This window comes from Streptomyces lavendofoliae (genome assembly GCF_014649735.1).
In the GTDB taxonomy this organism is placed as follows: domain Bacteria; phylum Actinomycetota; class Actinomycetes; order Streptomycetales; family Streptomycetaceae; genus Streptomyces; species Streptomyces lavendofoliae.
Map to the genome: position 1 here is coordinate 75,263 of NZ_BMTP01000019.1, position 24,012 is coordinate 99,274.

Sequence of the window (24,012 nt, forward strand, 5' to 3'; positions counted from 1 at the left end):
GAGCTGCGTCGGCCTCACGGTTCCGCGGCGCCCTAGGGTGCCGGCGCTGCTAGGCAGTGTCTGACAAATGATCACGAGCTGGTTTCGCGGAGCCAGAGGATCAGCGAGGCCAGAACGACTCCGGCACGATAGCGGTCGGCGAGCTTGTCGAATCTGGTCGCGATTGCGCGGAACTGCTTGAGGCGTGCGAAGCATCGTTCGACCACGTTGCGCTCGCGGTAGACCTCCTCGTCGAAGGCGGCCGGCCGGCCGCCGAGGCGCCCTCGGCGTCGGCGGTTGGCTGCTTGGTCGCGGCGCTCGGGGATCGTGACGGCGATGCCGCGGCGCCGCAGCAGGTGCCGGATCGCCCGGCTGGAGTATGCCTTGTCGCCCAGGACTCGGGTCGGTGTCCTGCGCGGGCGGCCGGTGCCGACTCTCGGAACGCGGATCCCGTCGAGGACCTGGCCGAAGGTGGTGGCGTCATTGACGTTGCCGGGCGTGAGCACGATGGACAGGGGCAGGCCCCGGCCGTCGACGGCGAGGTGGACCTTGGTGGTCAGCCCGCCTCGGGACCGGCCGAGGGCCTGGCGCGTCTGCGAGCGGCCCGGATCTTCCAGTTCGTCCCTGTCTGCGGCCCCTTTTTGCGCGCGCCGGCGGCGTGCTGGTGAGCACGGTTGACCGTGGAGTCGACGGCGACGGTCCACTCCACCCGGCCCGCCGCGTCGTCGCAGACCTGGACGTGTTCCAGCAGCTTCGCCCAGGTCCCGTCCGCTTCCCAGCGGGCGAACCGCTCATAGACGGTCTGCCAGGGTCCGTACCGCTCGGGCAGATCGCGCCACGGAGCCCCGGTCCGCAGCCGCCACAGCACCCCGTTGACCACCTGCCGGTGATCACGCCACGGACGACCACGCCCATCCACCCGCGGCAACAGGGGCTCTATTCGCTCCCACGCCGCTTCCGTCAACTCGCCTCGACCTGCCACATGATCAATGATCCGAGTGCTCAGGCTCGGGCTCTCGCGCGGGGTCCGTCATGAAACGGCTCAGCCGGTAGGTGGTCGGCAGCCCCAGGCGCCCACACAGCGTGTCGATCCGGATCATCGACCCGTCAACTCCTGCCTCCCGAAGACGGCGCAACCGCGTACGCATCTCCGCCTGGTCCCGAGTCTCAACGACGACTTCCCACTGTCCCGCGTCCGGCGCGGTGCGAGCAGCAACCCGCTGCCGTGCGTCCTCTTGCCGCCGCCTTCTCTTCCCCTGTCCTGGCACCTGCCCAGAATTGCTGGCTGGCGTCAGGGCGGCAAGGCAATTGGACCGAGCGCACTTCCCGCTCTCGCTGGTCAGGAAGACTGCTCCCCGCGCATGCGGGAATGGACCCGACGTGGACCGGCGCCTCCTGCCCTGCTCCCCGTGCACGCGGCGGCTCCACGCGAACACGCGTGCAGGGATGGGCTCTTTACCCAGCGCGTGGTGGGCGGCCCGGAGCGCCTTCTCGGCATTCAGGAGGGCACGCAGCGCCGTCGACACCCCTTCCGCGGGGTCGGTGCCGTCGGCCATGCGGATCTGCTGCTCCTCCTCCAGCTGTTGAAGCCCGCGGAGGGCGCTGCCTGCCGTTTACCGGCCGTTGGACCGGAGGGTCGCCACGGCGGAGACGGTGACGTAGCCGCGCCATTCGAGCGTTGCGGCTTCGGAGTAGCTGGTGAAGTCCACGGCCCATCCGCCGTCGGCTTGCTGTCCGGCCTCCAGACGGTCCAGGTCATGGGCGACGGCGTCGTCGTCTACCAGGGCACGGACCGGGCGGCCGGGTTCCGGCGCGAAGTCGAGGAGGTGCAGGGTCTCACCTTCGGCGCCTCCCACGACGGGAACGGCGCCGTCGGCGGGCACGTACCGGTGGAGGCGCCGAAGGAGTTCGGGAGCCTCGGGGTGGGTGTCAGCGGTCGCGTCGAGGAACTGGAGGGCGAACGACAGGACGTAGGCGAACGGAGCCTCGTCCATCTGGTCGATTGCATCGAAGCAGTAGCGGGTCACCCGTGCCAGCCAGGGATGCTCCCTCGCCCGGTCATCGGACCGGGCGACGCGATGAGCCTGAGCGGCGACCCCGGCGGTGATCTGCAACGACGACGCTTCAGAATCGGTCTCGACCCAGAACGGCGCGCAGGCCACTGGGTTCGCGACCGGCAGCGCGAAGGGCAGGCCCCCGTCGGGCAGGGTCACCGAGTCGAGCCAGTCGAAGAGCCTGACCATCGCGGGGGCCGCCCCGGGGCCGGCGTCACCGATCGCTTCCAACGCGTGCAGGGCCCCGGCCGGCTGACTCTCGGGCGCGCGCAGGTCGGGTTCGATGCCCCAACCGTACCCGCCGCCGCGGTTGCGGTAGCCCTCCACCGCGGCGAGCACCGCCTCTTGGTTCGCAGGATTCGCCTCTCCGGTGAGCAGTGCGAAGCGACGTCGGTCCAGGACACGTCCGTAAGCTGCCAGGAACGAAGCCGCCCGGCCAGTATCGATACTCATGCGTCCCACGCTGTCACGCGCACGGCGTGATGGTCTTGGACGAATCGGCCAGCCGGACTGCCACTTGTGGTAACTCGGCCGCGCAGTCGGCCATGGTCAGGCCACAAGTTGACCAGGCGTGGCTCCGGCCAGACGCCGGGCGTCGCGGTTCAGATGGGACTGATCGACGTAACCGGCCATCGCGGATGCCTCGCCGAGCGGCCTACCAGACCGGGCGAGATGAAGCGCGTACTGGAGACGGTGGATCGACGCGAGCGTCTTTGGGCCGTAACCGAACACCATGTCGCAGACACGACGCAAACTTCGCTCCGAAAGGCCGTGCAGGTCTGCGATGTCGGACACGCTCAGACCGGCTCTTGCGGCACGGTCCAACGACGCCGCACGACGCAGGGCAGAACGTGCGGGCGCCGCCTGCTCCCAGAGCGTGACGAACAGGTGCTCCAGCGCGGCGGCCGGATCGGTGTGGGCGGTGTCGATGACCCTGGCCGGCACCGCGATCAGCTCGCTCAATTCGAAGCGCTGGTCGATCAGCTCGCGCGCAGGTACGCCCAGCAACGCATAGGCCGTGCCCGGTGCCAGCCTCAGGCCCCAAGTCACCCCGCCGCTCTCCGATGAGGAGATCATCACGGTGGTGTCGGCACCGGCGAACAGGAAGCGGTTTTCGGACCACATGAGATCCATGGCTCCGTCGGGCAAGATACGCATGTCACCGGGGTCGGCCTCGACCCGCCACAGCATCGCTCCGGTACGAAAACCACGCCTTGCCCTGTAGCTGCTCGTGCTCATCGCCTCCCGTCGAATTGTCAGGATTCTACGCCGCAGGGGCTGTGCACATCGCGGCTGCGCTGGCCACACACCCTGTCGGCAAACGAAGGCACCCTCAAGTGATTAACGCACCACCCACGGATGATCATGTGATCGTGGAGGCACACGTCGCGCCGATCGGGTCGACGGATGAGGGCCGCGTCCGGCACCTGACCGTCGCCCAAGCCGCCCCACTTCGCCGCTCGCCTCTTCGAACCCAGGAGGCCTGCGCCAGCAACCAGCAGCTCCAGCAGATCGTGGCCGAAGGACTCAAGGAGATGTGCTTCCAGGACGGCGGCCGTCGCGCCGGCAGCCTGGAGGAGGTCCGCTTCACGGACCTCTAGCATCTGGAGTTCGACCTGTAGCAGCCGTCCCCGAACAGCCCGCGATGCCCCGATGCGACTGAGCGCTTCAGTTGGCCAGTGAGCGTTCGAGTTGGCCGACTGAGCGTCATTGTGCGGGCGGATCGGCCACGCCGCCGGTCACGTATCCGGTAGGAGAAGCCAGACTTCGGAGAAGGCGAGGCCATGCTCGTAGGTCACCGCCCCGCACGGGCAGCCCAACGAGAGCAGGCGCCAGTCGCAGGTCACCGTCCACGGGCCGACCTGAGCGCCGCACGCCGGGCAGCCGACGGTTTCGGCCGTCCACACCCCGAAAGCGGGTCTCTCGTAGCGACGGAAGCGGCCCGCGTACCGGACCTGCCAGGGATCTACCGGGGGCGTGACCGGGGCAGTCTCGGGCGGGCTTGCTGAGGCCAGCACGGCGAACAGTGCGATCAGGTCGGGGAGCAGCGCCTCGCCTGCCTCTGTCAGTGGCGCGGCCAGGCTGCCTGCCGGCCCCGCCTGACTTCCGTATCTCGGGGCCGCTGCTGCGCGCGGTGGGTTGGGGGTGGCGTGCCAAGGCAGGAAGGCGCGGGCCACGGCGGCCAGGAGGGCGGCTGCGGGCGGGCTGACGGTGCCTGCGTCGAGGTGGTGAATAGTGGTGCGCAGGATGCGCTGGAGTCGCCGGTCCCGGTCCGTAGCCAGCGTCCGTGCAGTCGCTGCCCGCCGAGCCGGGAGTGGAGCCGCGAGGCGAGTCAGGACAGCCGCTGCTGCTTCGGAGTCTGCCTCAGCAGGGCGCCACCCACTGGCAGCCAGGAGCTGCCGCGCCCGTCCGACCTCACGGGTCAGGGCGCGTGTCTGCAATGGCCGCGGATCGAAGGCTGCCCCAAGAATCTCGTGCCCGCTCGTCATGGCCCCTTCCCCGTTCGGGCGACTGTCGCGACGTACCTACGCGCCCGGTATTAGCGCTGGTGCACATCTCATCACGCAAGCAGATTGAGTCGTGGCGACTCTGGGGGGCGTCGTCTGCGGCGCCGGGCGGCGGGGGCCGGTACGACGGGTCCGGCTTGCGCGGCGGTATGCGCATGGTCGACGAACTCCCTCACGAGCGGCGCCGTCTCAGCGACCGCGACGACGTGCCCTCGCGCGGGCAAAGTGGAAGGTGTTCACCCGGCCCGCGCCGAAAACGGCGAAGGCCTAGATGGCCGGCTCACGAGAACGACGAAGTCGTGTGTGGCCCGCTCGCCCGCCGTGCCTGGACGTACGTCCAGGCCAAGGTCGACGCCTGGCTCGCCCGCGCCCTGGCCGCGCGGTCCAGGCCACTAGGTCAACCCGTCCAGGGAGGGCTTCCAAGTCCTGGGACCGCGGGATCGTCGGAGTGGTCCCGGCCCGCTGGGGGCGGCGCTACCGTGGTGAGACACGCCCGTTTCGCGCCCCACGGAGCCCTCGATGAGCGAACAGCCGGCCCCTGCCGCCGAGACCGCCCGGCAGCAGCTGGACCCCGCGGCCGCCGACGCCGTACGCGCGTACGCCGCCCGCACCCGGGCCTCCGCCGACCAGTTCGCCAGCGTCCTGGAGGAGATCGCCGCAAACGGCCTGCCGTCGGTCGAGGAGTGCACCCCGTGGGAGGAGCTGCGCGAGCAGCACCTCGCCCGCCTCACCCGCCAGCGTCCGGCCGTCGCCTGATGGCCCCGCAACCGGGACCGCGCCGCGCCCGGATCGCCTTCTCCGACTCCGCCGCCAAGCAGCTGGAGAGCATCACCAGCGAGGCGGAGATCCACGCCCTGGACCGCGCCCTGGTCGTCGTCTCCGTCGACCCCAACATCGGCGAGCCGATCCCCGGCGACACCGCCAGCCCCCAGCTGCGCCAGTACACCGACGACATCGAGCACGTGCGCGTCCTGTACTTCGTCACCGCGCTGCGCACCGTCGTGGTCGTCGCCTACATCGAGGTCTAGGCAGTGTCCGGCGGATCAGGGACGGACCGGGAGGCGGTGGGCCGGGGATGAGTCGTCGGCGGGGATGGAGCCTCGCTTCGCGAGGATCTCGCCTGTGTCGGCGAACTCCCAGTGGGTCGCATGCTTCCCATCCTTGAACGGCCATTCGACGCGGTCGACAGGGCGGCTCAATAGGCTCTCGAACCAGCCGGCGCACCGCTCCGCGAGCTCCTCGACCGTGCCGGAGGCCCGGAAGAAGCCATGCTCGGGCGACTCGTGAAGGTTGAAGAGCTGGTCGCAGACTTTCCCGGCCAGCACGTGTGTGCCGTAAAAGTGCACGGCCCACTCGCCGAGCACCAGTCGGCGTGCCTCATCGAGAAGGCTGATATGGACGAGGAACGACGACTCGTCCTCGGGCCGTCCGACCTGGCTGGAAGCCCACGGCACCTGCCAATCAGCGGCCCGGGCTCGCAGGGCTGCCAGGAAGGCGAGTTCGGCCTCGTCGAAGTCCCAGGGCTCCTCGCTGTACTCCTCCGGGTCCTCGACCTCGAACCAGCTGTTGACGTCCACAGGGAGACTTTAGAACCACAAGGTGACTCGTAGATCACAGGCGGAGCCATAGGCGGATCGCTGCGGTGGCGACGGTGCCGTGGAAGACGTAGGCCCTCTTGTCGTAGCGGGTGGCGACGGCTCGGGAGTTCTTGAGCCGGTTGATGGTGCGCTCGACCTCGTTGCGGCGCTTGTAGATCTCGCTGTCGAAGCTGGTGGGTCGGCCGCCCCCACTGCCGCGGCGTTTGCGGTTGGCCCGCTGGTCCTTTGGCCGGGGATGGTGTGTTTGATCTGGCGTCTTCGCAGGTAGCGGCGGTTGCGGCGTGAGCTGTATGCCTTGTCGCCGCCGAGGTGGCCGGGCCGGGTGCGCGGCCGTCCGCCCTGCGGGCGGGGAACGCGGATCCGTTCGAGGACCTCGATCATCTGCGGTGCGTCGCCCCACTGGCCGGGCGTGACCAGGAAGGCCATCGGCCGGCAGCCACCTTCGCCAGCGAGGTGGATCTTGCAGGTCAGGCCGCCCCGAGACCGTCCGAGTCCTTCGTCAGGGCGGTGATGCCGGGGCGTTGTCCTTTTTTCGGGATGCGGGGCTTCTTCTTGCGGGCGCCGGCCGCGTGCTGATGGGCACGGCAGGATGTCGAGTCGATGCTGACCATGCTCCAGTCGATCCGGCCCGTGAGGTCGGCGTCGGCCTGGACGGCACGCAGTATCCGGTCCCACGTGCCGTCCGCTGACCACCGACGGTGCCGTTCATAGACCGTTTTCCAACTGCCGAAACGCTCGGGAAGGTCCCGCCACGGTATGCCCGTTCGGACCCGGAACAAGATCCCGTTGATCACTCTGCGGTGGTCGTTCCACCGTCCGCCACGCTGCCCCGACGCCGGCAAGTGCGGCTCCAGCCGGACCCACTCGGCATTCGTCAGATCGCCCCGCCCCATGCCAGACACAACGAGCCAGCAATCCGACAGTCACATGGTCCGCCGGACACTGCCTAGCCCATCCAGGCTGGGACGGCGCCGGCCTTGCTCCCCCGCCGCGTTCCGACACCCTTCCCGAGAGAGGCAGTCAAGGCGCCTCCCGACTCTTCACGATGTCGTACGGCGCGTTGTTTCCCGTGCGACGTTGTCGACCCGGCGGAGGAGCTGGCTTCCGGTGTCCGCCTGTGCCCGAGCGCTTCAGTCGGCCGCCCGGAGCCATGCGCCGGTTGCCTGCCGGGGGCGGCGGTAAGTGGGTCGCTTCAGTCGCTTGGGTCGCTGGACCGACTGGCTGCCCTGCCCGGGCAGCGACCGAAGGGCAGCGACTCTGCGCATCTTCGGTCGCTGGCTAAAGGCGCAGGTCAGAGCCCTTGCAGCCTGAGGGAAGCGACTGAAGCGACTCAAGGTCCGGATATATGAGCTGTAATGCGTGTGCGCGTGTGCGTTATATATAGGGAAGTTCAGTCGCTTCAGTCGCTGATTGATCTTCCGTACCCGTCTTGACCTGCGGTGATGCGTGAGCGACTCAACAGCTACCGAAGGTGCCTTCGGTAGCTGCGCTTGCGGTTCAGTCGCTGATCCGGTCGCTACCGACACGGTCGGGCGCCAGGCCAGGAGAGATGCGGGGCTCCCGCCAAGTTTTCGCTAGTCTGTGTCCGTCGTTGAGTCGCTTCAGTCGCTGACGGGGGAGCCATATGCCTGCTGAGCTGCGGTTTTCCCGCAGCGACTCAGGAGACTCCGCTACCTCCCGTCCAGTCGCTGAGTCGCTCGCCATCGCCCGCTGGTGCGCCAGCAACGGCTGGCCCGTCCACCCCCTGGCCCCCGGACGGAAGACCCCGGCGGCGAACTGCCCCCTGTGCCGGGACCCTCGCCACGACCGCGCCGACTGCGGCTGCCGCGCCGCTGGTCGCTGGTGCCACGGGTTCCACGCCGCCACCCTCGACATGACGCGCATCCACCAGTGGTGGGGTGCCAACCAGGCCTTCGGCGTCGGTATCGCCTGCGGGCCCGCCAACCTGGTCGTCATCGACATCGACGCCCACCCCACCACCCCACCGTCGCGCAACCGGCTCCTCCCGGGCATCGCCATCGCCGACGACGTGGACGTCTCCGCCATGACGACCGGCTTTCACAGCCTCGCCGTCCTGGCCGCCCTTAAAGGCGCGCCCAATCCCGCGGATGACACAACGACCCTGCGCGTACGCACCCCCTCCGGCGGGCTGCACATCTGGTACCGGGCCACCGACTCCCGCCCCTGGCAGTGCTCCACCGGCACCAGCTCCACCCGGGCCCTCGCCTGGCAGGTCGACGTACGTGCCCACGGCGGCTACATCATCGCGCCCGGCACCACCACCAAAACCGGCACCTACACCCCCCTGGGCGCCGCCCGGCTCCCGGCCCCGCTCCCCGCCTGGCTCGCTCTGGAGCTGGAACGCACCCACCACCTGCCTGCGGCGCACATCCCGGCCCCGCGCCCCGTCCCGCCCCGCGCCAGGCAGGCCGTCATCGCCGCCGGCGGCGGCCGCGACCACGCCACCAAGGCCCTCACCACCGTGCTGGCCGACATCACCGCCTGCGCCACCGCCCCCGAGAACGCCGGCTTCACCGAGAAGCTCAACCGGGCCGCCTACACCGCTGGAGGCCTCGTCGCCGCCGGACAACTCACCCAGCAGGACGCGGAGCGCATCCTCACCGAAGCCGCCCTCATCGCCCGCCCCGGCCAGGAACGCCGCTCCCAGCAGATCATCCGCAGCGGCCTGGCCGCGGGCACCCGCCGCCCCCTGCACCCCAGGAGCCGCCCGTGACCACCCCGACCGGCGGCAGCGACAACTTCCTCTTCGACTTCGACGCCCACTCCGTCGCAGCCCAGATCCTCGCCAGCAGGCCACCCGTACCCGCCCAAAGCCACAACCCCCAGCCCACCGCTTCCGCCGGGCCGGCCACCGCCGAGGGACTGCTCCCCGACACCCTCACCGACCGTGGCAACGCCAAGCTCTTCGTCCGCCTCTACGCCAACGACTTCCGCCATGTCCCCGGCCTGGGCTGGTACCGGTGGGACACCACCCGCTGGCAGATGGACGAGGACGACACCGTCCTGTGGGCCGCCGGCGACCTGGGCGAGAACATCGCGGCCAACGACCCCCGTGGCATCCACACCACCGACGCACTGAGGAAACACCGCCGCCGCGCCCTGAGCACCTCCGGTATCAACGCCATGCTCACCCAAGCCAAATCCGCCCCCGGCATGGTTCTCAACGCAGCCCTCCTCGACGCTGACCCCTACGCCCTGTGTACCCCTGCTGGCATCGTCGACCTGCACACCGGCCTCATCCGCACCCCTGACCCCAACAAGGACTTCCACTCCCGCTCCACCACCACCGGACCGACCCCCCAGCCCACCCCCCGGTGGAACCGCTTCCTGACCGACACCTTCGGCGACGACCCGGACGGCACCGAGATGATCAGCTTCCTCCAGCTGCTCCTCGGCTACTCCATCACCGGCGACGTCGGCGGCCAGGTCATGCCCTTCCTCTTCGGCGCCGGCAAGAACGGCAAGTCCGTCCTCCTCGACGTCCTGATGAAGCTCCTCGGCGACTACGCCGACGCCGCCCCACCCGGCTTCCTCATGGCACGCCCCTACGAAGGCCACCCCACCGACCTCGCCGAACTCCACGGCCGCCGCGTCATCGTCTGCTCTGAGGTCAAGCCCGGCGACAGGTTCGACGAAGCCCGCGTCAAACTCCTCACGGGCGGGGACCGCATCAAGGCCCGCCGCATGCGCCAGGACTTCTTCAGCTTCGCCCCCACCCACAAGCTCTGGCTCCTGGGCAACCACCGCCCCGAAGTCGGCACCGGCGGCTTCGCCTTCTGGCGCCGCATGCGCCTGATCCCCTTCGAACGCACCGTCTCCGACGACCGCAAGATCGACAACCTCGCCGACATCCTCGTCGCTGAGGAAGGCCCCGGCATCCTCAACTGGCTCATCGACGGCGCCCGCCGCTACCTCGGCGGCTCCAAGGACCTCACCGGCCCCGACAAGGTCCGCGTCGCCACCACCGCCTACGCCGAGACCGAAGACCACACCGGCCGCTTCTTCGACGAAGCCTGCGCCCTCGAACCGGACCACCGCGCCGAGCAATCCCGCCTCTACGCCGCCTACAAAGCCTGGTGCCAAAGCGAAGGCGTACCGCCCATCACCAGCCGCGCCTTCGCAGCCCGTGCCCGCGAACTGGTGGGGCTGTCCTCCCCCAAAGAGATGATCTTGTCGAATTCGCGGAAGTATTACCCTGGGATCGGACTGCTCGCCGACGAGGAGATGGCATGAGTGCCCTGATCAGCGACGACGAGCTCAAGCACGAGACCGAGCTCGTCTGGCTCGAGGACGTCCACCAGCTCGACTACGTCCGCCAAAGCCTGGACCGCCTGCCCACCCGCAGCGGCAAACCCGCCTACCACCGCGACGGACGCATGGTCGGCTACGCCATCCTCAGCCCCAAGGCCCGCGCATCACGCGCTTCCGGCACCTTCCGCCGCCGCGTCTTCTGGCTCCTGCCACACGACCGCGACACCGAACCCGAAGGCCTCTACGCCACCGGCGCGCCCGCGGAAGCAGTCGACCCCCGCACCGTGACGGCGGGCAGCAAGGGACGCAAGACCGAGCGCTCCGAAGGCGGACCGCCTTCCCTCGCCATGCAGGAGCTGGGAATAACGCTTCCGCTGTAACTGGGCTGGGCGCCTAAAAGCTCCTTCTTGAGAGATGGCTGGTGCACAGTCGCTTCAGTCGCTGTTGCAGCTGGGGGGGCAGTCCCCGCAGGATTGACACAGCACGTGACCAGCACAAACCCGCAGCTTGCTCTTCTCCTGAACGAGTCAGCGACCGAGCGGCTCAGGTGCTGCAGGGCCTGCCCCGGCAAGTGCCCACTGCGATGCCGCCTCCGAACCAACCACTCTCCTGCCGGTACGCCGCTGAGGCTGCGCTACCACTACCGCGCGCCGCTCATGTCCTGCTGTCGCAGAGGCGGACGTCGTTCACTGGGCGTGGTGGCGGCGCCCGGACGGTGCCGGTCCAGCACTGGCTGTGCTTCCTCCGGCCCCGTAGCCAGCGAACGGCATGCACTTCGAATTGCACCGGATCCACTCTCACGAACTCATTCGGGAAGCCGACGCATACCGACTCGCCCACAAGTCAGGAGAGCCAAGCCGACTCCGCGAGCCACGGCAGCCGGAACGTCGAGACCGACTCCACGACGCCTGCTGGCTTGGCTCCGCGGGTGAACGATCACGGTGCCTACGGTTGAGCGGGACACCGACCGCCCACCTGCCCTGCGCAACCGTAGGCACCGCATGTCAAAGCCTCCCCCTGCCTTCAGTTATCTGGGCCAGGACAGGGCGGGACACGACGGTCCGTCAAGGGCGTTTTGCCCCGAGGCTGGCCAGCTATCGGCCGGTTCTGGCCATGCGGTGGCCAAGCAGCCGGGTACGTTCGCTCGTACCGACCTGGGGAGATAAGACCGTACGCCGACAGCTGCGGACAGAAGTTCACCCAGCAGCGCTGGGAGGAGACCATCGCGCACCGGACGGCTTGGAGCGTCGGGGACCTGTCGGTGTGCGGCACCTGCCACGCCGGCGACGTCGCCCGCGAGGAGGCCGCCGCCGATGCCGTCCGCCTCCAGGCCGCCACGCCGCCAGAGCCGGAGCACGTGGAAGCCGCCAGCGGCCTGGTTCAGGGCTCACCCGGCCCGCCAGGCCGACGGCCACGGCTGCTTCGCGCACTGCTGGTGTGGGCTGGTGCCGGGAGGGCAGGCTGAGAAATGCACCGGTCGGACACATGGCATCGTCGACGTCGGTAGCCACAAGATCGGCGTGCTGGAAGCTGTTTATGTGGACACCAGCAGTGACGAGCCGGCCATGGCCACGGTCCAGGTCGGGCTGCCCACCCGCCGCGCCACCTCACCGTGCTCCAGCCGTGCAATTTCAACGCAGTTGTTGAACGCGTCGCTCGCCCGGGCCTTCACCCAGACCGCTTCCCTGATCGTATGAGCTGACACGCCGTTGCTGTAAGACGTCGTCATCGCCCCGCCTTCCATGAGTTGAGCAGGCGGTTCGTCACGACCCCGCCTCAGGCTGCACCGCCCCGCCGCCCGTGACCAAGACACCGTCTGCGGCCGCGTGAAATTTCATGAGCGAGCGGAATGCGTTGATCCTAGTGTCGACGCAGGTCCGATCGCCGTCCCTCGAAAGAGCGTTCTTTCAGTCGGACTGTGCGATGGTCGGCTGCGTGCTTCGGTGTTCGGAGTCTGCCGAACAAAATGGCCGAAGGGGCTGGGGTGGCTCGCCCTGGCCAAGTGATACGAGGGCAGGCTGTTGCCTGCAACGCCGGTGCCGGGCCCGCCTCTGCCCTCTGGCCGCCCTGCGTGCCAGGCGCCCTCCGGCGGCATCCCAGTCCACAGTCAATGCGTGCAGCCGGCCGAGAAGCTCTCAACCGCGCCCTGACCCGGACACAGCCGGTGCGCGGCGATCACGGGCTCCCAACGGAGTGAAGCTGGCCGTCGCGGATCCCAGGCGAAGATGATCCCGACTGAGTCCGTATATCACGGTCGTCGGATAATATTATATTCCTATGGAAGCATTGGTGTTCAAGCCATTCTGAACGGCGGCAGGCAGAACTGCGGGCTCAGATGGATAGGCCGTCCATCGAGGGGTAGATAAGCACACAAGAATTTCGAGGCGCGGTGGATCGTGTGAGGAGCCTGAAAGCAACAGAGTCCGAAGTTTCCAGTGTGCAACTCGCCTTGGTGCCTGGATGACGCGGATTCCGCGGCTTGTCGGCGGCTCAAAAATTGTGTGGCCGCCGCCAATGTCAGGTGAGGGCGTTCGATGAGTGTTTTCTCATCGTATCCAGGGCGTGCGGACCGTGACCGCTTCGTATGCCCCGTGGCGTAGGGGGCCGGGAGACCCCGCTCGAAGAACGGAAAGCCCAAGAAACCGAAACACTCCACAAAGATGATCGTGGAGAACCGATTGAACCGGCATATGTCGCAGGTATCGCCGTACTCACCGAGAAGACCCGAAGGGAAGCCCATGTCGTTCAAGAACATCTTCGACAGCAGTGGAAGTGAAGCCAAGTCCGCCGAAGAATCCGCTCGGAAGGTAAATGAAAAAATTCCTGGCGCCCGGCCCGAACGGGAAGGGGTCGACCCGGAGCTCTACGACGGAATTCCTGAAGCTGCGCGCGACCCGAAAATTGTGCGGGAGACGTCGCCCGAGGCGCTCAACATCATGAGTAACTTCATCACCCCCCTGTTCAAGAACACCCAGACGGCAGCCGCAAAGCAACGAGAAGCCAGCGAGAACCCCGAATCCACATCCGGCATGGCATCCTCGATCAGGGACGAGGTATCCAAAAGGGTAGAGGCAGAGATCAGGGATGAAGAGCAGCCTAAAATCAGCGACGACAAATAAAAAAAGAGAGGGAAGGGGAACTGTAAATCGGCGAAAACGTGAAGGACTGGTGACAGGCCAGCCGCAGAGGGAGCTCCGGTACGGCAGTCAACTGGTCAAGGGACGAGCCGGGCTCTTCATAGCAGCCCCATTTTCATGAGCCGGCCCGTGAGGAGCGGCGACGACCCCGCTCGGCAGGCTGATCAGTTCTTACTCGGTCACGCCGGATGGAAAGACCTCACAACCGCTCACTGACGTACATCGTTGAGTTCCGCTGCACAAGGAGGATGAAGCACATGGGCGGCGCCACCAAAAACAACGTGAGTACAGCTCACCTTGGCGAGCGGTTTGTTCGCCATCCGCTGACAGGGCGAAACTTGAAGGAGCTCAAAGTAGCCGACAATGCCTCTGCCATTTTGGCTCGGGACAAGAATAAACTGAAGAGGAAGGCCGAGAAGAAGACATCGGACGGAAAGGACCGGTACATCGCTCCTACCGGGTTCTCTCTGAACAAAGGGCGATTCGGCGACTTTCCCGAAGGGGAGGAGGCGGCGCACCAGCGCGGGTGGCTCGCCTATATGACGGTGGGTGTGCCGCTTGTCGAAGAACGAGGTGACATTGCACAGCCCCCTCCCGACGTGATTTCCAAGCAAACGTACGTCAACCGAACCGATCCCACCCCCACCAAGTGGTCACACACCGTCGAATTCTCGATCTCCAACACGATCAGCTGGCAGCTCCAAGGGCAGGTGCAGCTGACCTTCGGAGCAAAGGTCATCGCATCACTGCAGCAGCAACTGCAGCAGAGCATGGCGGCAAACAAGTCCGATAAGACCACCGTAAAAAATAGCAAAGACAATCAGGGAACTGACAAGGAGTCCCAGTCGCAAACGACAAGTACGACAACAGTCACGAGTACCGCTACGGGTACCGGAGAATTATCGGCACAGCTGATGCTCGGCATCGCTGCTTCCGTCAGCGGTTCGCTGAACACTTCTTTCAAAACAACATCCACGCTGAGCGGGGAAGTCGCCAGCCGGGTAGACATCCTGGCCACGCAGCGACGTCAGGTGAGAAGGTTCGACTACGAATTCCCTATCTCCTTCGGCGGGTGGGTCGCTCTTTACTACCCCGAACCAGTAGAAGTGAAGGAGACTTCCCCGGAAGGCCCGCAGGCCAAGGAACCGGCATACTCCAACGTGATCGCATGGAAATTCGGCGAGACCGGAACGCCCGCAGAAGCTTTTGACCTGACCGGCGAAGGCAAGCCGTTCACACAAAAAGGTGAAGCAGAAGTCGTTTCCACCCTCGCCGGGGTACACGAAGTATTCGAACTGGAAAAACTCAACTTCGACAAGAAGTATCACCCTCTGCACAAAAATGGGGATAAAAGGCAGGCATTTCCGGCAAAGAGCCCTGTTGAGCTCGCCACCGGGCTCGGGACGGCCGATGGCCTCGCGCTGGACCCGGTGAACCAAAAGGCGTACGTGACCGACCGCGGTGGCAAGCTGTACAAGGTGGATCTCGCCAGCGGCCGCACGGACTGGGTCCTGGAAAAGCTGGGCCAAGTCAACGATGTAGCGCTGGACCTGCCAGGCGACAAGGCCTACATCGCCGACTGGAGCGGCAGGCGCCTGATCACGGTGAGCCTGTCCGACCCGACTGCCTCCCCCATTACGGTCGCCCAGGGCATGCACGCCTACGGGATCGCGCTGGACCTGCCTGGCAACAAGGCCTACGTCGCCGACGTCGAAGGCGGGAAGCTGATCGAACTCGATCTGACCAGCCAACCGGCGAAAGAGCGCCGCAGCTGGAGCGTACCGAGGGCCGCCGGAGTAGCACTGAACGGAGGCAAGGCATATGTCGGCCAGTACGACCGCGACGGCCTGTACGAGATCAACCTGGAGGCGGAAGGCGGCGCCCCGCAGAGCGTGGCCACCGCACTCGGTCACAGCGTCCGCGTAGCGCTGGATGGCGCTGCCCACGCATACGTCTGCGACTCATACGGCAACAACCTGCGCGAGGTCACGGTGACTGAAGACGAGACCAAGGGCCTGCAACGCGTGGTAGCCGGCGCCCTCGGCCCGGTCTGCGGCATCGCCCTGGACCGCAGCAACGGCTTGATCTACGTCGCCAACCGGTGGGGCAAGCTGCTGCAGATGCCCGGCGTGCTGCCGCGAACCCCGGGGCAGCCGTAACCAGCCCCAGCCGGCGCCCGGCCAGCACAACCCGGGGAAGTCATACCCCGTTCGCCCGGTACCGATCCGGTACCGGGCGCCCCGCAAACCGTCTGCGGCGAGACGGTAGCGGGCCAGGCCTCGGAGCGAGACTGCGGGCCGGCTGGCCTGGACACGACCCCGGTCGATATGGCGGACCAGCGGATGCGAGCGGCCGGTGTAACCAAGCGCCTTGATCTCCCTGCGTAGGTGGCCGGTTCGCCCTGGCACACGGCCTCGATGCTCGGGTGCCTGGGCAGCCAGGCCTCCGGAGACGGGCATACGGATCCACCGCGGCAGGCAGAGGGCGGCTCGCCGGTGGGTGCCTCCCTACGGACGTTGATGGCCTTAGTTCGCCGGCCCATGCAGTTGCTTCAGGGGGTGAGAGGCTGTTTGGACACAGATTGACGGCATGTGGTCGTGATCGTTATTCGGGCATGGCCATGCGCAAGGTACCCGCCGCGTTCACGATCCCGGCAGTACGGCAGGAACGGCACTGGGGACCGCCGCACCCGCGTTGGCCGGCGGTATCGGTGACTTCCTCTCATCCGCCCTCGGTACGAGCTGCACCAACCACCACGGCACCCGTGCCGACGGAGTCACCACCACGGCACCGGAGCCGCCCATGGCAACCTGGTCCCTATCGTCGTGGCGCGCACCGTGTGCGCCGGCAAGCACCGGGGATAGGGTCCCCCACTCCTCTCCGCCCTCTACCACGCGGCGTGGCGGCCGGACTGCTGGCTGTTCACCGGCAGCGTCCATGAGCCACGCAGCTCGGTGTCGCTGTGCCGCACGGAGGCGTGCGACACGGTGGTCTCACCGGCAGGGATCTTCTGCCCCTTCTGCAAGGAGCAACAGAAGACGTCGCCCCAGCCGGTCGAGGAGTTCGCCCGCACCTTTGTGCCCGAACGCAACCGAGTACCCTCGGCGGGGTACCGGACCAGTGCGGCTTCAGCAAGGACGGGCAGCGCTGTGTCCGCCCGCGCCACTGCAGGCAGTTGTGCCTCACGCACTACACCCAGTGGAAGACCCACACCCGCCGCAAACTCCCCGGCCGGTGGGAGGACACCACAGCCCCCTACACCGACAGCGCCGCGCGGTAGTGGTGCGCACCATCACCGCGCGGCGCGCGCACTACACGGCGGTGAGGCGCACCGGGTGCGCACCGGCCGGTGCGGGGTGCGATCGAGGGCCTGGCCCACGCCGGTGGCCTCCAGCTGGCGCAGGGTGTCGGCGACGTCCTCGTGGTCCTCGGTGAGGAACTGCTGCACGAAGTCGATGACGGCGCGGGCGATGCCGTCCGCTGTGCCCGCTCCGGCCTGTGCCCAGATCCGCAGTGAGGTCACGAAGACGCGCCCGAGGGCCTCCAGGGCGAAGGTGTCCGCGCACGGCTCGCCGGCTTCCGGGCCGGGCAGCGCGGTGACCGGGACGACGATCCGGGTGGCGACGTCGACGAGCAGCTCGGGCATCCGGGTTTCGGCGCCGGCGAATTCGCGGGCGGCGTCGGCGTCGTCGGCCTGGACGGCCCGGAGGTAGTTGAAGGCGCTGATGGCCGTGTGCGGGGTCATCGGGGCGAGCGGCGTGATGTCGGGCATGTCGGCTCCTCAACGTACGGGCCGCCCCGCTGATCGCGGCGGCCTCAGAACCGATGCTCGGATCGCGGCCCTGTGGACAGAGTCCGGCGCCGACGGGGGAAAACTCTCCCCCCTTCAGTGTGACGACGCAGCACAGTTGGCAAATGAGCACGCTTATAGGCAAACGACGCCGAAGCTGCTCTGTGGTTACTCTGCGGAGTCCGCGATCTTGCGCTTCGGACAGCAACTCCATCACCCCGGCCACCACAGGTCAGCGCGCTGCTAGCGCATCGAGGCAGTCGGCAAGCGCATGCGCGAAGCAGACGGGCCGTGCGGGCTTCCCCTACCCCCGTATCGGAAGTTTGCCAACCAAGTTCACGGAATGGGTAGTTAGCCGTCCATATCCTTCAGGAACCGGCGGCGTGCGACGCCAGATTGAGGTCAGCGTGCTCGCGTACCCCGCCGTGCGCCCGTGCGCCCGGCGTTCCTCGAGGAAGTCCTCCGGGAGGGCGCCTTCGGCGCGGGCTTGGCCGGCGCCTCGCATACGTCCGTCTCTCCGCGTGCCGCCCGGGCCTTGCCGACACATTCCTGCAGTGCGGCCATCAGGTCCACCACGGGCCGGACTCGTAGGCCAGGTGGTGCTCAGTAGGTGTTTTTGATCCCTGGCCGTGAGGTGCGTACGGCTGGATGATCTGGGGTGTGGGGGCTGGCGGGACGGCTCGGCGGTACTGCCGGGAGTGCGGTGATCCGCTGCCGCAGGCGATGGCGGCGGAGGCCGTGTTCTGCTCGGGTCGGTGCAGGTCACGGCGGTGGCGGAGGCTTCAGCGGACCCGGCAACGGGTGGCCGCGATGCAGCGGGGAGAGCATGCGGAGTGCCCGGTGTGCGGGCGGTCGTGGACGGTGGGGGTGGAACGGTCGAGGGCTGCGGTGTACTGCTCAGACCGCTGCCGGGTACGGGCCTGCCGACAGCGGCAGGCGTCGCGGAACGGCATTACGGAAACGCCGTAGGCGAACGCCTCGCTATCCTCACCAACAACCCCTGTTTTGCAGGTGAGTTGATGATGGATGGTGGGTGCTTCGAGCGCCCCCGTGTCACGCCCTGCCTTCGCGTGTCGCGCCCACGCCACCGTGAGTGGTGACCGGGGCCGGCTGCCCTTCTCGGTCACGCGTGTGTGACCGGGCCGGTCCCAGGACAAGGGCGGTGACCATCATGTCCGACCGGATCGGGAACGTCACCCGGCAGCGTTACGAACAGCTTGTCACCCAGGCCAAGGAGCTGATTGCGCAGGTCGCCCGCGCACAATTCACCTTGGGTGATATGGCGTTGGAGGTCGAGCCCATGAGGGCGGTGGGCGGTTCGATGCCGAACGGCACCGATGACCTGTTCACCGTGACGGAGTCGTTGCAGATGTTCGCGGACGACATCGGGGTGGAGCGCCGGACGGTGGAGGACTGGCGGTGGACCGCCAACCGGTGGCCGAAGGCGAGGCGCAAGGAGGGCGTGTCGTTCACCGTTCACCGCATCCTCGCGTCGGTGGTGGACGAGGACGAGCGGTGGGCGGCGATCGAGGACGCCCCGTTCAACCCGCGCACCGGAGCGAGGCAGTGGACGCCGGACGGCGCGAAGCGGGTTGTCGGCCAGCGGGTCGAGCGTCCCGTGACGGTCGACGAGAAGGTCCAAGCCGTCGCCGACCTGACCCGCGACGACGAGGTCGCCGCCCAGGTGGCCGCTGGCTTGTTCAAGCGGCCGGAAGTCGCTGAGCACGTCACACCGGCCGACCGGATGCGGGTCGTCACGGAGCTGACCAGGGACGACTCCGTCGCCCAGAAGGTGACCACAGACCTGCTGCGCAGGCCGACGGTGGCTCGGACGGTGATGCGGGATGACACGGCGCGGATGCTGGTGAATCGGGCGCAGTTCGACAACTCCGAGGAGACCCGGGAGCGGATCCGGGAGACCACCCCAGCCGTCCGCAAGATCGAGCACACCATCGAGTACCTCGACCTGGTGGGCACCTGCCACGGCTTCGTGGCCACGCTGGGCCGGCTGGTCCCCCGGATGCGGGGCCAGGAGTTCACCGACGACGAGCGTGAGACCGTCAGGCGGCAGATCGACCGGGTCCGCGCGGCGGCGGACTGGCTTGAAGGAGCCATCGACAACGGTGAGTTCACGCTTGACGAGCAGCTTGCGCAGCTCCTTCGGGGCGAGTAGGCCATGGCCCGCAACCCCCGCCGTCCGGCTCAGCCGCTGTCGGAGCACTTCGGCGACCTGATCCGCGTCGCGTTGATGGAAGCGCGGCCGGCCGGTCTGCACACCGTTCAGCTCGTTGCCGCGACCCGCTTGAAGAAGTCCCAGGTCCAGCGGGGTATCCGGCACCTTCGCGATGTCGGAGCCGCGGAGAACCTCACCCCTGTCATCTGGCGGCGCAAGGACGGCTACATGTTCTCGGATGACCCCGCGGACTGGATCGAATACGAGAAGAAGCAGCTCGCTCAGGTCCTTGGCCGCCTCACCCGGATGATCACGGGCACGCTCGCCCCGCACCTGGCCCGCTGCCCTGACGACGAATGGGCCCAGCTGGTATCCGCCCAGCTCACCGGGGTGTCCGCGACCCTCGCTCAGCTCTCGAAGTAACACCCACAGCCCCTTGACCCGCACCATCGACGAGTCCGCCATGCCGAATCCTGTCCGCCGTCGCCGCTACCCGTCCGACACCACGATCGCCGAGTGGGCCCTTCTCGAACCGCTCCTGCCCGTCCCGGCCTGCCAGACCAAGACCGGCGGGCACCCTGAGAAGTGGCCTCGTCGGCAGATCGTGGATGCCATCCGTTACATCACCGACAACGGTGCGAAGTGGAGGGCTTTGCCGTCCGACTTCCCGCCGTGGGAGACGGTTTACGGGTTTTTCACCCGATGGAACCGCCGCGGCGTCGTCACCTTCATCCGTGACCAGCTCCGCCGCCGTCTTCGCACTGGCCTGGGACGATGTCCCTACCCGGTCACGCTGATCGTCGACTCTCAGTCGGTCAAGGGCGCCACCACGGTGAGCAGGGCGACGCGGGGATTCGATCCCGCGAAATTGATCAATGGACGGAAGAGACACGTCGCGGTGGACACGAAGGGCTTCCCCGTGATGATCATGGTGACGCCCGCCGACATGCAGGACCGGGACGCAGCACGCGAACTGCTCTGGCGCCTTCGCCTCACCCACCCGCAGATCACTCAAGTCTGGGCCGACTCCGCCTACGCCGGCCAGCTCGTCACCTGGGCCGAGGATTTCCTCCACATCACCCTCAAGACTGTCTCCCGCCCCAAGGGCGTCAAAGGGTTCGTTGTCCTCCCGCGCCGCTGGCGTGTCGAACGCACCCTGGGATGGATCATGAACGCCCGCCGCAACGCACGTGACTACGAGCGTCTTCCACAACACTCCGAGGCCCACCTGAACTGGTCACTCATCACCCTCATGACCAGGCGACTGACACGGAAGAAGCCCGCCCCCAGCTGGGCGAAGAAGTCGAGCCCCGTCGAGTGAGTCGGCAGAACTCAGCCGAGGGCTTCCCTCAACCGGTCACAGACCCGCTCTACCTCCACAGCCTCGGGGAAACACCCTGCCGCACCCATAGCTACCTGCAGAGCAGGACCGAAGGCATCAAATCGGGCCATGTCCTCTTTCCCGACGGGCTGCACAACGAAATGGATATGGCCAGGAACGCCGCCAGCATGCGACCACAAGCACACATACACCTGCTCCGGGGCCACTACCGCAGTGACGGCGGTGCTCACCCGCTGCAGCAACGGCCCCAGTTCGCCGGACTCCAGCGCCGTCAACTCGGCGACATGCACCACATGCCGAGTCGGCTTGACCACAACGGTTCCCAGACCCAGCGGCCCGACGCAGTGCTCGACAACCCAGGAGTCAGTCCGCAGCACGTTTCCGCCCGGCAGCGGAGCCTTGCCAGCCATGAGGTCACACGCCAAACATCCGCCAGCCGTACCGGCATCCACAGTCACCGACGCTTCCCCAATCCCAGGTAGTCCCATAGCACGCTCAGCATTTGATCACAGGGACCTGACCCAACTGGGCCGACGATCAAAAACACCCACTAAGCCCCCTCTGAGGGTGTGACTCGTATCTGATGCGGCGTGTGATCGTTAAGCCGATCATGATGACGCGCACCCGTGCCCGCCTAGTTGTAGTGACGATGACCCTGCTGGGATCTGCCCAGATGGCGTCCCCGGCCTGGGCCGGAGGCGTGGGCGACTTCCTGTCACCGGCCTTCGGCACCAAATGCACCAACCACCACGGCACTCATGCTGACGGAATGACCACCAGCGGCACCGGAGCTGCCAATGGCAACCTCGCCGGCCTACCGATCGGAAGCCCTGCAAACCAGTGCGGCGGCGCCGATATGCCTGACCACATCCAGTACACCAAGGAGAAGTTGCAGCCCGTGTGGGACTTGGTGAAGCCGCTCTGAGACGCTGTTCCGAACCCAGACCAGCTGGTCGTCGCTACCCTCAAACAGAGACGGCCTTCAGCCCGTCTTCCTGGCCACCGATGCGGCGCCTGGACCAAGTTCACCGCGAGGAACTTGAGAACGATCAAGTTGCCGCGCCCCTCGACGGGCTCCGCGTGGCGAAGGTGGTAAGCACCACCATGGCACTCGCCGGCTTCTCTCACCCGGTGTGGCCTCAGCTCCAGAATCTTCCGTTCGGGGAACGGTCACTGTGACCGTTCCCCGAACGCTTGCGCAAAGCTCCGATTTCAATCCGGTGGTCCCTGACCTGCTGATACAGGGTTCAGAAACAGGTTCTGAGGAGACCCGCTCTTGGACACTCCGCCCCGACCCTGCCGCTAATACCCGTGACCAGCCCATCGCCGACCTGCGAGCCGCGCTCCAGTCCTGCTCAGCTTCGCCGCCGGACGGGAGGCGGCCCCCGACTTCAGGCAGTCGGTGCTGCTGTCCGCGGCCGCCATGCCCGGAGCGCAGCGGACGCCCTTGATTCGTAACCCGGGGCGGAACTGGCGGCCGGTGCGCAGGTCGGGCACGAAGGCGTCCAGGACGATGTGGCGGAAGCGCCGGCGCTGGGCGGGGGTGAGGTGCTGGAGGTCGGCGGTGAAGCGAGGGAGGGCCTCGAAGGTGGGCGCAGGTCTCCTCCGGGCAGCACGACGAAGCCCCCGGCAGGTGCCGAGGGCTGCTGTAGGCGGTGCTCGTTGGTGGTGTTCGTTCCGTGGTGCTGGATGGTGCTCAGTGGTGCTAGATGGTGTCGTCCGGGCCGTGATGTGCGTGCGGCCGGAGAGCGATGACATTCACGTCCGGCCCGGCGCCGCTTCCCGCCCGGCGGGCACCTGAGAAGAAAGTTCGGCCGCTGCTCCCGCCTGGCGGGACGAACCGCAGATCGGCCTTTTCTTGCAGGTCAGAGCCGTGTGGCTGCATGACAGTGGATATCAGGGTCATCCGGGCCGGTCAGATGTACCGCTACTACCTCCGCGAGACCGTTGTCGGCGACGGCCGCCGCCCGGCCCGCACGTCGCTGCGCGCCGCCCAGGAGCAGGCCGGGGTCCCGGCCGGGCGCTGGATGGGCCGGGGACTTGCCGCGCTCGGACTCGCGCCGGGTGAGGAAGTCACCGAGGCGCAGCTGCGGAACCTGTTCGGCGAGCGGGGCCGCCACCCGGACGCGGACTTAGCCACCCCGAACAGCGGCGCAAGCTGGCGCAGGGTCAGGTTGGTGCGCCAGTACGCGGCGACCAGCAAGACCCGGTCCTCTAGCGGCAGAATCCACGGCCTGCCTTTGCGCACCGGGTCCACACCCTCGCGCCGCAGTGCGGTCACCAGCTTGCCGAACAGGCGAGGGCTCAGTCCGGTGAACGGGGATATCCAGGACGGCTCTGAAGCCGTGATCACAGCAGACACCGCGAGATCATTTCGCTCATCACCGAGGTTCCCGTTCACGGTCCTCCTGGACGGTCTCACCACATCTTGAGCGGCGCTTTTCACAAGCCCGGGTGACCTGAGTCAGTCGAAGAGGGCAACGAGTCCATTCACCCAGATCGCGAGGAACCCAAGGGCCGCCATCAGGCAACCGACGCCCGCCAGCACACCGCCGACTGTCCACGGCTCGGAGGGCGCCTCGTACTCCCCTTCCAAGTCATCCCGGTAGGAGGCGGGGTCGTCCCAGTCGACGGGGTGCCCCAATTCCTCGGCGCAGGCGGTCCGCACCGCGACCAGTTGCTCCTGCGCGAAGACGGTGGCGGCCGTCGCCTCGGGGCCCTGCCAGGCGAGGGCTCTCATCCGCCACCCGGGAGACCCGTACCGCGCCTCGAAGGCAGCAGTCTCGTCGGCGTTCCGGTCCTGTTCGAGGTACATCCAGCGTCCAGCCTCGGCGGCGTCGCCGTAGAGCCGGTACACCTCGGCCAGACGACGGCGGAGTGTCAGGTCGCGCGGGAAGGACGAGATGAGACCGCGCAGGCGCTGGCGCGCGACGGGAACCCGGCCGGCGGCCAGGTCTGCATCGACTCGGGTAAGGGTCTCTCTCAGCGGCATGATCGCATGATCCGGCACCGCACTGACCTACGTCGACCTGGTTTCTCGCCGCTCTTGCTGGCATCGGCAGAACCTCACTGAGACGGGACAGCCCCAGTTACGGGACAGCACTTAGACTGTGTCCTACATGGTCAGTTTGAGGAACCGCTTGTAGCAGCAGAGGGCGGA

General features: G+C 67.3%; 19 protein-coding genes and 5 pseudogenes. 13 read left to right on the forward strand and 11 right to left on the reverse strand.

Annotated features, from left to right (window positions below):
• Positions 1-49: 49 nt before the first annotated feature.
• From IE109_RS28460 to IE109_RS28470, 3 genes and pseudogenes are all read right to left on the reverse strand, one after another.
• Positions 50-961, reverse strand: a pseudogene (locus IE109_RS28460) (IS5 family transposase).
• Positions 962-1,592: 631 nt separating this feature from the next.
• Complete coding sequence (locus tag IE109_RS28465) at positions 1,593-2,486, reverse strand: hypothetical protein (RefSeq protein WP_189554222.1); 894 nt, start codon at positions 2,484-2,486, stop codon at positions 1,593-1,595.
• 96 nt (positions 2,487-2,582) lie between these two features.
• Positions 2,583-3,272 (reverse strand): helix-turn-helix domain-containing protein, encoded by a 690-nt coding sequence (locus tag IE109_RS28470; RefSeq protein WP_189554223.1) that lies wholly within the window; start codon positions 3,270-3,272, stop codon positions 2,583-2,585.
• A 146-nt stretch (positions 3,273-3,418) separates the two neighbouring features.
• Here IE109_RS28470 and tpg point away from each other — a divergent pair.
• From tpg to IE109_RS28485, 3 genes and pseudogenes are all read left to right on the forward strand, one after another.
• Positions 3,419-3,634: pseudogene (gene tpg, locus IE109_RS28475) on the forward strand (telomere-protecting terminal protein Tpg); the annotation flags it as partial.
• A 1,425-nt stretch (positions 3,635-5,059) separates the two neighbouring features.
• Positions 5,060-5,296, forward strand: coding sequence for a hypothetical protein (locus tag IE109_RS28480; RefSeq protein ID WP_189554225.1), 237 nt, complete (start codon positions 5,060-5,062; stop codon positions 5,294-5,296).
• Positions 5,296-5,568, forward strand: a complete 273-nt coding sequence (locus IE109_RS28485; protein WP_189554226.1) for a hypothetical protein — start codon at positions 5,296-5,298, stop codon at positions 5,566-5,568. The genes IE109_RS28480 and IE109_RS28485 overlap by 1 nt, the downstream gene beginning before the upstream one ends.
• A 15-nt stretch (positions 5,569-5,583) precedes the next feature.
• Here IE109_RS28485 and IE109_RS28490 read toward each other — a convergent pair whose 3' ends face one another.
• On the reverse strand, positions 5,584-6,117 hold the full coding sequence (locus tag IE109_RS28490; protein ID WP_229891668.1) for a hypothetical protein: 534 nt from the start codon (positions 6,115-6,117) through the stop codon (positions 5,584-5,586).
• Between the two features lie 34 nt (positions 6,118-6,151).
• Positions 6,152-7,031, reverse strand: a pseudogene (locus IE109_RS28495) (IS5 family transposase).
• A gap of 731 nt (positions 7,032-7,762) precedes the next feature.
• On the opposite strand from IE109_RS28495, the gene IE109_RS28500 reads away from it, so the two are divergent.
• From IE109_RS28500 to IE109_RS28510, 3 genes are read left to right on the forward strand one after another with little or no spacing between them, the layout of a single operon-like run.
• On the forward strand, positions 7,763-8,872 hold the full coding sequence (locus tag IE109_RS28500) for a bifunctional DNA primase/polymerase (protein ID WP_189554227.1): 1,110 nt from the start codon (positions 7,763-7,765) through the stop codon (positions 8,870-8,872).
• Positions 8,869-10,392, forward strand: a complete 1,524-nt coding sequence (locus tag IE109_RS28505) for a DNA primase family protein (RefSeq protein ID WP_189554228.1) — start codon at positions 8,869-8,871, stop codon at positions 10,390-10,392. Before IE109_RS28500 ends, IE109_RS28505 begins: the two co-directional genes overlap by 4 nt.
• On the forward strand, positions 10,389-10,790 hold the full coding sequence (locus tag IE109_RS28510) for a DUF6009 family protein (RefSeq protein ID WP_189554229.1): 402 nt from the start codon (positions 10,389-10,391) through the stop codon (positions 10,788-10,790). The genes IE109_RS28505 and IE109_RS28510 overlap by 4 nt, the downstream gene beginning before the upstream one ends.
• A 1,154-nt stretch (positions 10,791-11,944) precedes the next feature.
• Here the strand turns inward: IE109_RS28510 and IE109_RS34130 are convergent.
• The gene (locus tag IE109_RS34130; protein WP_189554230.1) at positions 11,945-12,115 is read right to left on the reverse strand and encodes a DUF397 domain-containing protein; all 171 of its coding nucleotides are present in this window, start codon (positions 12,113-12,115) and stop codon (positions 11,945-11,947) included.
• A gap of 1,033 nt (positions 12,116-13,148) precedes the next feature.
• Between IE109_RS34130 and IE109_RS28520 the strand changes: the two genes are divergently transcribed.
• Entirely contained in the window at positions 13,149-13,529 is a 381-nt protein-coding gene (locus tag IE109_RS28520) for a hypothetical protein (protein ID WP_189554231.1), read from the forward strand.
• Positions 13,530-13,804: 275 nt separating this feature from the next.
• Complete coding sequence (locus IE109_RS28525) at positions 13,805-15,706, forward strand: YncE family protein (RefSeq protein WP_189554232.1); 1,902 nt, start codon at positions 13,805-13,807, stop codon at positions 15,704-15,706.
• Positions 15,707-16,434: 728 nt separating this feature from the next.
• On the opposite strand, the gene IE109_RS28530 is transcribed toward IE109_RS28525, so the two are convergent.
• On the reverse strand, positions 16,435-16,638 hold the full coding sequence (locus IE109_RS28530) for a hypothetical protein (protein ID WP_189554233.1): 204 nt from the start codon (positions 16,636-16,638) through the stop codon (positions 16,435-16,437).
• Between the two features lie 201 nt (positions 16,639-16,839).
• Positions 16,840-17,319: a hypothetical protein gene (locus IE109_RS28535; protein ID WP_189554234.1), complete on the reverse strand. Its 480-nt coding sequence runs from the start codon at positions 17,317-17,319 to the stop codon at positions 16,840-16,842.
• Positions 17,320-18,508: 1,189 nt separating this feature from the next.
• On the opposite strand from IE109_RS28535, the gene IE109_RS28540 reads away from it, so the two are divergent.
• The 3 genes from IE109_RS28540 to IE109_RS28550 are packed head-to-tail and all read left to right on the forward strand — an operon-like array spanning position 18,509 to position 20,831.
• Positions 18,509-19,510 (forward strand): DUF6192 family protein, encoded by a 1,002-nt coding sequence (locus IE109_RS28540; protein WP_189554252.1) that lies wholly within the window; start codon positions 18,509-18,511, stop codon positions 19,508-19,510.
• A 3-nt stretch (positions 19,511-19,513) separates the two neighbouring features.
• Positions 19,514-19,933: a hypothetical protein gene (locus IE109_RS28545; RefSeq protein ID WP_229891670.1), complete on the forward strand. Its 420-nt coding sequence runs from the start codon at positions 19,514-19,516 to the stop codon at positions 19,931-19,933.
• Between the two features lie 40 nt (positions 19,934-19,973).
• Positions 19,974-20,831 carry an IS5 family transposase gene (locus IE109_RS28550; protein ID WP_189554254.1) on the forward strand — a complete coding sequence of 286 codons (858 nt, stop codon included), beginning with the start codon at positions 19,974-19,976 and terminating at the stop codon, positions 20,829-20,831.
• Positions 20,832-20,842: 11 nt separating this feature from the next.
• On the opposite strand, the gene IE109_RS28555 is transcribed toward IE109_RS28550, so the two are convergent.
• Complete coding sequence (locus IE109_RS28555; protein WP_229891672.1) at positions 20,843-21,262, reverse strand: HIT family protein; 420 nt, start codon at positions 21,260-21,262, stop codon at positions 20,843-20,845.
• Between the two features lie 182 nt (positions 21,263-21,444).
• On the opposite strand from IE109_RS28555, the gene IE109_RS28560 reads away from it, so the two are divergent.
• Complete coding sequence (locus IE109_RS28560) at positions 21,445-21,777, forward strand: chaplin (protein ID WP_189554236.1); 333 nt, start codon at positions 21,445-21,447, stop codon at positions 21,775-21,777.
• A gap of 994 nt (positions 21,778-22,771) precedes the next feature.
• A pseudogene (locus IE109_RS28565) lies at positions 22,772-22,957 on the forward strand (relaxase domain-containing protein); the annotation flags it as partial.
• Between the two features lie 17 nt (positions 22,958-22,974).
• Here IE109_RS28565 and IE109_RS28570 read toward each other — a convergent pair.
• Together IE109_RS28570 and IE109_RS28575 are read right to left on the reverse strand one after the other, a co-directional pair.
• Positions 22,975-23,214, reverse strand: a pseudogene (locus IE109_RS28570) (helix-turn-helix domain-containing protein); the annotation flags it as partial.
• A gap of 102 nt (positions 23,215-23,316) precedes the next feature.
• A complete protein-coding gene (locus IE109_RS28575) occupies positions 23,317-23,844 on the reverse strand; it encodes a DUF6584 family protein (RefSeq protein WP_189554237.1) in 528 nt (175 codons plus the stop codon).
• Positions 23,845-24,012 lie beyond the last annotated feature (168 nt).